The 12,475-nt window shown below is 28.7% G+C and carries 14 protein-coding genes; 8 read left to right on the top strand and 6 right to left on the bottom strand.

Going from position 1 to position 12,475, the window contains the following annotated elements:
* The first annotated feature begins 64 nt into the window (after nucleotides 1–64).
* Complete coding sequence (locus CURT_RS06810) at nucleotides 65–502, top strand: Dps family protein (RefSeq protein ID WP_018712675.1); 438 nt, start codon at nucleotides 65–67, stop codon at nucleotides 500–502.
* Nucleotides 503–671: 169 nt separating this feature from the next.
* Here the strand turns inward: CURT_RS06810 and CURT_RS06805 are convergent, their stop codons facing one another.
* From CURT_RS06805 to CURT_RS06790, 4 genes are read right to left on the bottom strand one after another with little or no spacing between them, the layout of a single operon-like run.
* Nucleotides 672–1,736, bottom strand: a complete 1,065-nt coding sequence (locus tag CURT_RS06805) for a diguanylate cyclase domain-containing protein (RefSeq protein WP_018712674.1) — start codon at nucleotides 1,734–1,736, stop codon at nucleotides 672–674.
* A gap of 46 nt (nucleotides 1,737–1,782) precedes the next feature.
* Nucleotides 1,783–3,123, bottom strand: a complete 1,341-nt coding sequence (gene radA, locus CURT_RS06800; RefSeq protein WP_018712673.1) for a DNA repair protein RadA — start codon at nucleotides 3,121–3,123, stop codon at nucleotides 1,783–1,785.
* Nucleotides 3,123–3,992, bottom strand: coding sequence for a signal recognition particle-docking protein FtsY (gene ftsY / locus CURT_RS06795; protein ID WP_018712672.1), 870 nt, complete (start codon nucleotides 3,990–3,992; stop codon nucleotides 3,123–3,125). Before ftsY ends, radA begins: the two co-directional genes overlap by 1 nt.
* Nucleotides 3,989–4,567: a TlpA family protein disulfide reductase gene (locus CURT_RS06790; RefSeq protein ID WP_018712671.1), complete on the bottom strand. Its 579-nt coding sequence runs from the start codon at nucleotides 4,565–4,567 to the stop codon at nucleotides 3,989–3,991. The genes ftsY and CURT_RS06790 overlap by 4 nt, the downstream gene beginning before the upstream one ends.
* A gap of 66 nt (nucleotides 4,568–4,633) precedes the next feature.
* On the opposite strand from CURT_RS06790, the gene CURT_RS06785 reads away from it, so the two are divergent.
* The 7 genes from CURT_RS06785 (at nucleotide 4,634) to CURT_RS06755 (ending at nucleotide 11,023) form a co-directional block, all read left to right on the top strand.
* On the top strand, nucleotides 4,634–5,254 hold the full coding sequence (locus CURT_RS06785) for a 5-formyltetrahydrofolate cyclo-ligase (protein ID WP_026320301.1): 621 nt from the start codon (nucleotides 4,634–4,636) through the stop codon (nucleotides 5,252–5,254).
* Entirely contained in the window at nucleotides 5,187–6,740 is a 1,554-nt protein-coding gene (gene rny, locus CURT_RS06780) for a ribonuclease Y (protein WP_026320300.1), read from the top strand. The genes CURT_RS06785 and rny overlap by 68 nt, the downstream gene beginning before the upstream one ends.
* A gap of 9 nt (nucleotides 6,741–6,749) precedes the next feature.
* Complete coding sequence (locus CURT_RS06775; protein ID WP_018712668.1) at nucleotides 6,750–7,340, top strand: lipid-binding SYLF domain-containing protein; 591 nt, start codon at nucleotides 6,750–6,752, stop codon at nucleotides 7,338–7,340.
* Nucleotides 7,340–7,903, top strand: coding sequence for a DedA family protein (locus tag CURT_RS06770; RefSeq protein WP_018712667.1), 564 nt, complete (start codon nucleotides 7,340–7,342; stop codon nucleotides 7,901–7,903). Before CURT_RS06775 ends, CURT_RS06770 begins: the two co-directional genes overlap by 1 nt.
* Before the next feature lie 104 nt (nucleotides 7,904–8,007).
* Complete coding sequence (locus CURT_RS06765) at nucleotides 8,008–8,901, top strand: cation diffusion facilitator family transporter (protein ID WP_018712666.1); 894 nt, start codon at nucleotides 8,008–8,010, stop codon at nucleotides 8,899–8,901.
* Between the two features lie 40 nt (nucleotides 8,902–8,941).
* Nucleotides 8,942–9,823, top strand: a complete 882-nt coding sequence (locus CURT_RS06760; protein ID WP_018712665.1) for a carbon-nitrogen hydrolase — start codon at nucleotides 8,942–8,944, stop codon at nucleotides 9,821–9,823.
* Nucleotides 9,824–9,832: 9 nt separating this feature from the next.
* The gene (locus CURT_RS06755; RefSeq protein ID WP_018712664.1) at nucleotides 9,833–11,023 is read left to right on the top strand and encodes a PDDEXK-like family protein; all 1,191 of its coding nucleotides are present in this window, start codon (nucleotides 9,833–9,835) and stop codon (nucleotides 11,021–11,023) included.
* On the opposite strand, the gene CURT_RS06750 is transcribed toward CURT_RS06755, so the two are convergent.
* Both CURT_RS06750 and panB read right to left on the bottom strand, forming a co-directional pair.
* Nucleotides 11,013–11,645 carry a M48 family metallopeptidase gene (locus tag CURT_RS06750; RefSeq protein WP_018712663.1) on the bottom strand — a complete coding sequence of 211 codons (633 nt, stop codon included), beginning with the start codon at nucleotides 11,643–11,645 and terminating at the stop codon, nucleotides 11,013–11,015. The two genes, CURT_RS06755 and CURT_RS06750, sit on opposite strands and share 11 nt — an antisense overlap.
* Nucleotides 11,638–12,444 carry a 3-methyl-2-oxobutanoate hydroxymethyltransferase gene (panB, locus tag CURT_RS06745; protein ID WP_018712662.1) on the bottom strand — a complete coding sequence of 269 codons (807 nt, stop codon included), beginning with the start codon at nucleotides 12,442–12,444 and terminating at the stop codon, nucleotides 11,638–11,640. The genes CURT_RS06750 and panB overlap by 8 nt, the downstream gene beginning before the upstream one ends.
* Nucleotides 12,445–12,475: the final 31 nt, after the last annotated feature.

The raw sequence follows: 12,475 nt of genomic DNA, 5'->3' as shown, positions 1-12,475 counted from the left end.
ATATTTATTTAACTTTTTAGAGTATAATTATTCTCATAATTTATTTTAATAAAAGGAGAATAAAATGAATAAAGTTATAGAACAACTTAACCAAATTCAAGCAGATGCTTTAGCTTTAAGCGTTCAATTTCATAATTATCACTGGAATGTAAAAGGAACCCAATTTTTAGCTATCCATAAATATACTGAAGAAGCTTATGATGATATGGGTGAATTATTTGATGAGGCAGCCGAAAGGGCTATCCAACTTGGTGGAAAAGCTATAATTTGCCCAAAAGCTATAATTGAAAGATCAAAAACTCCAAAAGTAGAAAAAGATTCTTTTACTTGTAAAGAAGTAGTTGAATTAATAAAAAAAGATTATGAGTATTTGCTAGGCGAGTTTAGAAAATTAGCAAAATTAAGTGATGAGGCAGGAGATAGAGCAACAGGAGCAATTTGTGATGATTACATTGGCAAATATGAAAAAGCTCTTTGGATGCTTTCTGCAACACTTGCTTAATAAATTTGGTGCTAAATGCACCAAATTTAACTTAATTTATACTTTCTACTATTTGTGAATTGTGTTATCTCATCTTCATTTGTTGCTCTAAATTTGCTTTGAGTTATATTCTTATTATAATGCAAAATATAAAGTCGAGTTGAAAATTAAAAAACCTATATAATTTTAATTAAATTTCAATTCTATTTTTTCCCATAGATTGAGCATTTTTAAGCTTTTTATCTAGCAAGACAAGTAGATCATCGGAGTCTGATACTGATTTTAGTAATGCTATACCAATATTTATACTAAGTTTATTAAAACTTCCAAGAAGTGTGTTTAAAACACTATTTTTTGTAATTCTTTCTATTAACATATTTGCTATATTAATTGCACTTGTTTCATTTAGATTTTGACAAATTAATAAAAGCTCATCTTTTTTCATAGAGTAAATCAAATCATCACTTCGCATTGAATTTTTAATAATTCTTATGATTGCTAAAAATATGTTATTTGTTACTTCATACCCGAGTTGATTTATCATGTCGTTATAGCTTGTTAGGGAAAACAACAAAGCTCCAACATTTTTATTTTCTTCTTTAAATAAAATATTTAAAGCTTTTAAGGCTTGAGTTCTATTTGATAGATTTGTAATTGGGTCTGTTACTGGAAAAGCATCAAGCTCTTTATTTAAAGCATTCAACTTTTTTGTAGTTTTATTAAGTTTTATTTGCAGAGCTATATTATTTTGTGCAAGTTCGTCATTTTTTTGGATTAATGTATTTATAAAATTATTAATAGTTCTTGCAAAGGTTGTATTATCATGAAGACTCATCAATTCGTATGCATCACTTGGAGTCATTCCTTTTTTTATAAGCTCAACCTGTTTAAAGAGCAGGAAATTTTGGTTATTTACTTCAGATTCTGACCAAAATATCAAAAAATTTAAAAGTGGTTTTATCTTATAGACATCATCACTTACATATGAGCACATATAATTAACTTCGTTTAAAAATATTTTTTGATTTTTAATATGAGACTCAACTTGTCTTTTATCTATTTCAAACTCATCAAAAATTTGTTTTAAATCTTCAAATTGATATGCTGCATAATCTGCTAAATTTTTAAAAAAAGATTGAATTTCAAAAAACGATAAACTATTTTTAGCCAAACTCACACCAAAGTCATTTATCATAATTAAATAATTGTGGTTTCTATTTTGTATATCTTTTATGATTTCATCACTTTTCTTCATAATATAACCTTTTTGCTATAAATTAAGGTATTATACCATAAAACGCTTACATCATATCTAAAATTTGCCTTATTTCTTTTGTTTGAAATATTTTTATTCCTTTTTCTTCAATTGGTAAAGATGGGGCTATGACATTTCTAAAATTTTGCATTTTTGCTTCTTTTACTCTAAGATCTAGGTTTGAAATATCACGAATTTCACCATTTAAGCTAACTTCTCCTAAAAATATACTTTCTTTGCTAATCGGGCGATTTTTAAAACTGCTTACAATTGCCGCAACTACAGCTAAATCAGCAGCAGTTTCGCTTATCTTAACACCGCCAATTACATTTATAAAAACATCATAATGTCCAAGTAAAATTTCCATTTTTCTATCAAGCAAGGCTATTATCATATCAAGTCTGTTTTTGTCATATCCAGTTGAACTTCTTTTTGGATATGAGCTTTCACAAACTAGGGCTTGAATTTCTACTATTAATGGGCGAGAACCTTCCATTATAACTGTTATTGCGCTTCCACTCACAGCAGAGCCTCTTGTAAAAAATTTACTTGCTACATCTTTTGCGCTTATTAAGCCTTTATCACTCATTTCAAATATGCCAACTTCACTTGTTGAGCCAAAACGGTTTTTAAATCCTCTTAAAACTCTTAGCTCTTTACTAGCATCTCCTTCAAAGTAAAGCACCACATCAACCATGTGTTCAAGCACTCTAGGACCTGCAATTGAGCCTTCTTTTGTGATATGACCTATGATAAAAACAGAAATTCCTTTTTCTTTAGCTATTCGCATTAACTCAAATGTTATTTCTCTTACTTGTGAAACAGATCCTGGAGCTGAGGTTATAGCGTCACTATAAAGAGTTTGGATACTATCTATAACTAGAAATTTATACTCATTTTGTAAAAGTTCATTTTTAATATTTTCAAGTGAAATTTCAGCCAAAAGATATAAATTTTTTGAAACAGCATTTAGCCTATCGGCTCTTAGTTTTATTTGACTAAGGCTTTCTTCTCCACTTACATAAAGAACTTTTAAGGATTTTTTTGCCAAATTTGAAGCTATTTTTAGTAAAAGCGTTGATTTGCCAATCCCAGGGCTTCCACCAATTAGCACAAGTGAGCCTTCTACTATCCCGCCACCTAAAACTAAATCAAGCTCTTTATCCTCTGTTGAGACTCTTTTAACATCTTCTATTTTTATATCACAAATTTCTTGTGCTTTATTTGGAGTAGTTATTATTTTTGAAGAAGTTTCTATAAATTTAATTTGTTCTTCACTTAGTTCAACAAAACTATCCCAAGCACCACATTCAGGACATTTTCCCATCCATTTAGCTTGTTTGTTTCCACATGCACTACATTCAAAAACTGTCTTTTTTTTAGCCATTATTCTTCAAAAATCCCATCTAAAAGTGTATTTACAAATTCCTTTGCATCAAATTTGACTAAATCATCCATTTTTTCGCCAACTCCGATATATAAAATTGGAAGTTCAAGCTCCCTTGCTATTCCAAAAAGTGCTCCACCTTTTGATGTTCCATCAAGCTTTGTAATTATCACCCCATCAAGTTTTACAATTTCATTAAAAGCGTAAGTTTGCTTAACGCTATTATTTCCCTGTGTTCCATCAAGAACTAAAATTTTTCTATGTGGTGCACTTGGCATGGCGCGAGATGAAATTCTAACTATTTTTTCTAGCTCATTTGCTAAATTTTTTTGGTTTTGAAGTCTTCCTGCTGTGTCAATTAAAACATTATCATATCCTCTTGCAACTGCTGAGCTTATGCTATCGTATGCAACAGCTGCTGGATCGTGACCTTGGTTTGATGCAATTATAGGAATATCAAGTTTTATTGCCCATTGTCTAAGTTGCTCGATAGCTCCAGCTCTAAAAGTATCACAAGCTCCAAGAATTACCTTTTTTCCACTTTTTTTATATAAATTTGCTAATTTTGCAATCGATGTTGTCTTTCCAGCGCCATTTACGCCTAAAATTAACTCAACAAAAGGTTTTTGTTTTGATATATTTTTATCTTCATACATAAAATATGTATTTAAAACACGCTCTAAATCTTTTTTTGAAACTTCATCTTGTGGTGGAAGATAGTAAATTATCTCTTCAACTATTTCATAATCGACATCTGCTTCTAAAAGCATCTCTTCTAAAATATCTTTTGAAATTTTTTCGTTTTTAGGTTTGGCAGATTTCATCGCTTCAACTGTTTTTTGCAAACCTTTTTTAAAAAAATTTATCATTTTATAGCCTTTTTAATCTCTATTTCAAGCATTTCTTCGGGTATTATACCTAAATAGTCTTTATAGTGCTTTCCACTTTTTTTATAAACACTCATAAAAGGTATATTTTTAATTCCACCTATTGCATCCATCAAAGTTTCATTTTCCAAGCTTTGGCTTATTTGAAATTTTATATCTTCTAGACTTATTTTATTTTCGCTTGGGTTTTCATCATTTTTTACCACAATCCCGTAAATGTTGATATCATTTTCAAATTTATTGGCCAAATTATTAAGCACTTGTATTTGAACCAAGCAAGGAGGGCACCAAGGTGTGAAAAAGAAAAAAATTGTAGCTTTATCGCTATTTTCTATATTTATTCCATCGCCAGTTTTAGTAACGCTTATAAGATTATGATTGGTGAATTTAATTGTAATTGGCGCATCTAAGTTGGTTGTTAAAATAGCTTCATTTTGTTCTAAATTTAAAGTTTTATTGCTATCTTTAAAAGTAGAAGTTGATTTTTTATCATCTTTTTTATCGCAACCTGCAAAAAAAATAATCAAAAACAATACTATAAATTTGATAAATTTCATAAAATTCCTCTATTTAAAATCTTTTTAATCTAAAATTATACATAAATTTAATAAAATAACCGTTAAATGATGACAAAAGAAATATTTAGAAAAAGAGCTAAAAAAAAGCTTAAATTTATTACTAAAACAAAAGCTAAGTGTAACCATTATGAAATTTTAAGAAATCTAAAAAAGATAATTAAAACAACAAATTCTAAGAAAATTTTATTTTTTATGCCAACGGCAAATGAGCCTAATTTGTTACTTTTAAGAAGAAAATTAGCAAAAAGTAATGAAATTTTTATCCCGCTTATGCGAAATCTTAGCTTTGAAATGGTAAAATTAAGAGGACCTTTTTATAAATCTCGTTTTGGCATCTTAGAAAATAGATCTCAAAATGTTTTTAAGAAAAAAATAGATTTAGCTGTAGTTCCAGTTATTGGAGTTGATGGAAAAATGGCTAGAATTGGTCATGGAATGGGCTTTTATGATAGATTTTTTGATAATCTTAATTATAAGCCTTTAATTATTTTTGTGGAGATTTGCGATATGTATATAAAAGAGATTATTTCACAAAAACATGATATTAAATGTGATATTTACTTAACTCCAAAGAAAAATTACATAATAAGAGGAAAAAATGATAGAAATAATTCTAGGCTTAGGAGCCGGTGCAGTGGGAGTTGGTGCAGGATATCTAATATCTAAAAAAATAAATGAAGCAAATTATAATATCTTTGTAGAGCAGGCAAAAGCAAAAGCAAAAGCTATTGAATATGAGGCTGAAAGTATTTTAAAAGATGCAAAACTAACTATCCAAGAAGCTGAGTTTGATGCTAAAAAAAAGTATGAAGATAAAGTTTTAAAAATTCAAAAAGATTTTGATTTAAAAACAGCTGAACTTGATAAAAAACAAAAAGAGCTTGTTGAAGAAAAGCAAACTCTAGATACTAATACCAAAAAAATTGAAGAGTTTCATAAAGATGCTAAAAATATGTATGATGAAGGAAAGCTATTAAAGAAAAACTATGAAACTAAAATAGAAGAGGCTTTAAAAGTTTTAGAGCATTCTGCAGGCCTAACAGAAGAAGAGGCAAAAGATGAAATTTTAAAACGAGTTGAAGAAAGAAGCCGTGGAGACATTGCTCACATTGTTAGAAAATATGAAGAAGAGGCAAAAAAAGAGGCAAAAAAAAGAGCAAACTATATCATAGCTCAAGCTACAACTAGATTTGCCGGAGAGTATGCAGCAGAACGACTTATAAATGTTGTTGATATAAAAAATGATGATTTAAAAGGTAGAATTATCGGTAAAGAGGGGCGAAATATAAAAACCCTAGAAATGGTTTTAGGCGTTGATGTTATAATTGATGATACCCCACATGCAGTTATTTTAAGTAGCTTTAACCTTTATAGAAGAGCAATTGCAACAAGAGTTGTTGAGTTATTGGTTGAAGATGGAAGAATTCAGCCTGCTAGAATTGAAGAAATTCATAAAAAAGTATGTGAAGAGTTTGAAGCAAGTATTTTAGAAGAGGGTGAAAATATCGTTATGGACTTAGGGCTTAGCGGAATTCATCCAGAAATCATAAAATTAATTGGAAAGCTTAAATTTAGAGCAAGCTATGGGCAAAACGCTCTTGCTCATAGTCTTGAAGTTGCTCATTTAGCTGGAATTATTGCAGCTGAAACTGGTGGAGATGAAAATTTAGCAAGACGCGCTGGACTTTTACACGATATTGGTAAAGCCTTAACTCATGAATATGAGGGAAGTCATGTGGATTTAGGAGCTGAAATTTGTAAAAGATATAAAGAACACCCAGTTGTTATAAATGCGATATATGCTCACCATGGACATGAGGAAGCACAAAGTATAGAGTGTGCTGCAGTTTGTACAGCTGATGCGCTAAGTGCTGCAAGACCTGGAGCTAGACGTGAAGTACTTGAAAGTTTCTTAAAAAGAGTTTCTGAGGTTGAAGAGATAGCTACTAGCAAAAATGGAGTAAAGCAAGCATACGCAATAAATGCTGGTAGAGAAATAAGAGTTATGGTAAATGCAAATTTGATAAATGATGATGAGGCTGTTTTAGTTGCAAAAGAAATAGCTGATGATATAAAAGCTAATGTTCAATATCCAGGAGAAATAAAAGTAAGTGTTATAAGAGAAACACGAGTTACTGAATATGCAAAATAAGGATTTTTAATGAAAAAAATTTTAATTATTTTAAGTTTATTTTTTTTAGCTTTAAATTCACATGCAAAAGACGAGGATTTGTTGAATGCATCAAATGCTTATGAGCTTACTATGAGAGAGGCAAATGTTGATAAAAAAAGCTTAGTTGATAGCTCAAAAGCCATTTTAATATTTCCAAGTGTTAAAAAAGTTGGTTTTATAGTTGCAGGAATGTATGGAAATGGGGTTGCTCTTATAAAAAATGGCTCAAATTTTAATGCATATGAAGCAAGTGTATCAAATGGAAGTATTGGCTTTCAAATAGGTTATGAAGATAACTATATGGTACTTTTTGTTATGAATGATGAAATTTTAAATTCTATGATAAATGCAGATATTAAACTTGGAGTGGATGCAACAGTTTCTTTGTATAAGGCTAGTGCAAGCGTTGGAGCTGTTAGTGTATTTGATAAGGATGTTTATGCTTTTGTTAATAAAGCCGGAGCTTTTGCCGGCGTAAATATAGGTGGATTTGTAGTAAATATTGATACTGGTAAGATCTTTAATCAAGATAGTTATGCATTTGAGAATTTAGTAAAAACTATAAAAAAGGCTTATTGATGAGCGAAATGCTAACTTCACTTTCAATTTATGGATATATTATTTTATTTTTATACACACTTGGCGGTGGTATGGTTGCAATAATTGCCGCTGGAGTTTTAAGCTATGCTGGAAGCATGAATTTATCACTCGTTATAATTATAGCGACTATTTCAAATGCCTTGGGGGATACTCTTCTTTTTTATTTGAGTAGGTATAATAAAAAAGAAATTATGCCATATTTTAAAAAGCAAAAACGAAATTTAGCTTTAGCTCAAATATTATTTAAAAAACATGGTGGAAAAATTATTTTATTTAAAAAATATATATATGGTTTAAAAACTTTAGTTCCACTTGCCATTGGACTTACAAAATATAGCTTTTATAAATTTAGCATTATAAATATAATAAGTGCTTTTATATGGGCTTTAAGTCTTGGGCTTTTAAGTTATTTTTCAGGTGATATGCTTATAAATTTATTCAGCCTCATAAAGCAAAATCCATTAATTATGCCATTTATCTTACTTATAATAATTGGTTTGATTGTACTTTATTTTAAACAAGCAACTAAGAAAAAAATTTAAATAACCTTCTATTTAATAGCGTTTCAATATTAAGTATAAATTTAGATTTTAGTCCTATAATTATCAATAAGTTATTTTATTGATAATTAAAAGGAAAGCAAAAAATGTCAAATTTAAAAAACAAAACTTTATTTTTTAAAGTAAGTCCACCGCTTGTTGCAGGAGTTACTGCTTTTGTTTTAGCTATATTTAAGCTAACTGCAGGACTTTTTAGTGGTTCAATTGCTGTTATGGCATCGGCGATTGATTCGATGCTTGATTCTATTATTTCAGGATTAAACTATGCAGCTTTAAAAAAATCAAAAGATAAAGCAAATTCTAAATTCAACTACGGACTTAGCAAGCTTGAAGCTTTAATGGCATTTTTAGAAGGGCTTTTTATACTTGGAGTTGGGCTTTTTATATTTTATTCAAGCGTTAAAAATATATTTTATTCCCAAGGTGAGATAAAAACTGATATCGCAATTTTGGTTATGGTTATTTCGGCTTTAACTACTGGACTTTTAGTTTTTTATCTTCATTTGCAGAAAAAAAGTTCTTTAATTGTAAAAGCCGATATTTTACACTATAAAAGTGATCTTTACACAAATATAGCAACTATTTTAGCTCTTATAATTATATATTTTACAGGTTTTGTTTTAATTGATTCTCTTTTTGGCATTATCGTTAGTGTTTATATTTTTATAAGCTCTGTAAAGCTCATAAAAGAAGGTGGAAATATACTGCTTGATAGGGCTATTGATAAAAATATAGTTGAAAATATAGTCGATTTTATAAAAAGTAGAAATTTAGTTCTTAGTTATCATAATTTAAAAACTAGGCAAAGTGTAGATAAAGCTTATTTTAGCATTGATTTGGTTTTTAAAAAAGATATTTCTTTGCAAAATGCTCATGATGAAGGTGAAGTGTTAATTAATTATATAAAAGACAGTTATCCAAATTTTGAGTGGGATATAGATATTCATTTTGATCCAGTTGATGACTCTAAAAAAGATTAAATTTGCTATAATTTTTAAAATACATTTTAAAAGGTAAGATATGAAAGATTTAAAAGTAGGCATAATTTCACAAAAATTTGAAATTTCAAAAGACCAAACTAGACAAAAAACAGTAAATTTGATAGAAAAAGCAGTTTTAAAAGGTGCAAATTTAATTGTTTTGCAAGAACTTCATCAAAGTGAGTATTTTTGTCAGTATGAGGATGTTAATTTATTTGATTATGCAAATTCCTATGAAGATGATATTAAATTTTGGAGTGAAGTTGCCAAGAAAAACGGTGTTGTCTTGGTAACATCTTTGTTTGAAAAAAGAGCTGCTGGACTTTATCATAATACTGCTGTTGTTTTTGAAAAAGATGGAGAAATAGCTGGAAAATACCGCAAAATGCACATCCCAGATGATCCAAATTTTTATGAAAAGTTTTATTTTACACCAGGAGATTTAGGATATGAGCCAATAGATACAAGTGTTGGAAGACTTGGTATTTTGGTGTGTTGGGATCAGTGGTATCCTGAGGCTGCAAGATTAATGGCTTTAAAAGGAGCAGAAATCTTAATCTATCCAACAGCTATTGGCTGGTTTGATAGCGATGAAGAAGATGAAAAATACCGCCAACTTGAAGCTTGGGTTAGTGTTCAAAGAGGTCATGCTGTAGCAAACACACTTCCAGTTGTTGCAGTAAATAGAGTTGGCTTTGAACCAGATAAAAGTGGCGTTAGTGATGGCATTAGGTTTTGGGGTAATAGCTTTGTTTTTGGACCACAAGGCGAAGAGCTTTTTAGAAGTGATAATGAAAGTGAGCTTTGTGAAGTTGTTGAGATCGATAAGCAAAGATGCGAAAATTTAAGGCGTTGGTGGCCATTTTTAAGAGATAGAAGGATTGATAGCTACGGTGATTTAACTAAGAGATTTATTGATTGAAAGATAAAAATGATAAATTTTAATAAGCTAATTCAAGATGTTAGTATGGCTAAAAAAGAATCTGAGCTAAGAAAGCTTCGCGGAGTTAATGATTATAATATTTTTACTGAGCTTTTAGATCAAAATGATGAAGTTAGACTTCATTCGGGCTTTATATATTCTCTTCTAAATCCAGCAGGCACACATTATCAAAAAAGTTTATTTTTAAAAAAATTTTTAGAAATTTGCGATATAAGAGATTTTAATTATGAAAATGCTGAAGTTTTTAAAGAATACAAACATATAGATATTTATATAACGGATGGAAATAAACATGTTATTTTAGAAAATAAAATTTATGCAGGTGATCAAGAAGCTCAAATAGAAAGATATATAAAAACTATAAAAATAGATAAAGATGCAAATTTTAAAGATATAGAGGTTATATATCTTAGTTTAGATAGGGAATTTCCAAGTAAATATAGTTTAGGGAATTATAAAATAAAAAATAATTTTTTAATAAACAATGATGAAAAAATAAAATTACATATTTTTACTTACAAGCTAGAAATTACAAAATGGCTAAAAGAGTGTAAAAATGAAGTTGAAAATTTAACAAATTTAAATTTTTACATTACGGAATATGAAAAGGTTATAAAAAAATTATATGGAGAATACAAGATGGTAAGTACAGATGTAAGAAATATCATAAAAGAAAATTATGAAATAGCAAAAGCTATTTATCAAGATTTTGAACAGGCAGAAAAAGAAATAGTTGATGAATTTACTCAAAAGACATATAAAATTGTAAAAGAAAGGCTATCTGATGAATTTATAATAGAGTATAAAAAATTTAATGGTAGAGGTGGCAAGGATATTATGATAATAAGGAAAAATGATTGGAAATTATATTTTTGTTTTGAGTTTGATGATAGCAAACAGAGATTTTTATGCTATGGTATAGGAAAAGATAATAAATATGAAAATATCGATTGTAGAAAAATAGACTTTAGCGGAAAAAATAAAAATGGTTTCAGCGTTAATAAGTGGTGGATTGCATGTAAATGGTTAGGTAAAAATGATAACGGACAAGAGGAAAATTTAGCTAATAATATAATGTTAAATAATATAACACCTGAATATTTCTCCAGCATTTTAATAAATATGGTTAACCAATATTCAGACGAATTAGATAAATTAAATAAAAATATTAACCTTTAAGCATTTTTTCTCTATCTCTAAAATCGGGCATTAAATTGCCGATATAGTCATAAAAACTTTTTTGATGATGTGGAAAAATTAGATGAGTTAGTTCGTGAAGCACTACATATTCGATTAATTCAGGACTTTTTTCCACTAAATTTAAAGCTAGATTTATATATCCTTTTTTAAAATTACAACTTCCCCATCTAGTTTTCATATCTCGAATTGTTAGTTTATTGATAGGTTGATTTATAATTGGCAAATATAAATTTATAAATTTCATATACTCATTTTTTGCAAAATCTTTTTTAAATTTTATAAATTCATTTAAATTTAAAGCTCTTATTTCATCGCATAAAATCTCAGTTTTTTTAAAACTTTCATCAAATTTTAAACTATAAATTTGACCTAAAAGCATAGTTTTATCTTCTGGAAGTGATTTACTTTTTATAAAATTAACTCTATTTTCAATCCAGTCTTTATTTTTGTTTAAAAACTCTAAAACCATAAATTTAGGAAATAAAATTGGCAAAGTTAGATGTATATCGCCATTTCTATCAACCCTAAGTCTTGCATATTTTACACGCTTTTTAGTAGCTTTTATGTCAAATTTATCAAATTTTATAAATTTGCTATCCATTGTAGCTATGTTCTTGATCTGGAAATTTACCACTTTTTACTTCGTTTATGTATTCAAATAAAGCATTTTGAACGAGTTCTTTTCCATTTAAAAATCTTTTTACGAATTTAGGTTTAAATTTATCATAAAATCCAAACGCATCACTAAAAACTAAAACTTGTCCATCAGTTTTGTTTCCTGCTCCAATGCCAATAACTGGTATTTTTACACTTTGTGTGATTTTTTCAGCAACACTTGCTATTGTTCCTTCAACTACTAATATCGAAGCTCCAGCATTTTCTAAATCTATTGCCTTTTGAATTAGCATTTTAGCTTCATTTTTTTCTTTTGCTTTTACATGATATCCACCCTCATCGCGTGAGTTTTGGGGAGTTAAGCCAATGTGAGCAACTACTGCAATTCCGTTGTTTACAATAGTTTTAATGATACTAAGAGGAATAGTGTTTGCTTCTATTTTAACCGCATCAGCTTTTGTTTTTTTATAGAATAAAATAGCATTTTTTAAAGCCGTTTTTTCATCTTTTATGCTACCAAATGGCATATCAGCAATTATATATGAGGTTTTTGCACCTCTACAAACTGCTTTTGTATGATAAATCATATTTTGCATTGTGGCTTTTAATGTATCATCTCGTCCATTAAAGTTCATTTCTACGCTATCGCCTATTAAAATCATGTCAACAAATCCATCAAAAATATTTGCAAAAAGTGCATCATACGCAGTTATCATAGTTAATTTTGATTTGCCTTTTTGTGATTTTAGGTAATTAATTGTTACTTTTTTTTCATGTTTATCCATAAATATGTCCTTTTTTGATAATCTTAGAAGG

This window comes from Campylobacter ureolyticus (assembly GCF_013372225.1).
GTDB classification, from domain to species: Bacteria; Campylobacterota; Campylobacteria; order Campylobacterales; family Campylobacteraceae; genus Campylobacter_B; species Campylobacter_B ureolyticus.
Note: the sequence above shows the minus strand (reverse complement) of the source record. Positions and strands in the feature narration are given on the sequence as shown.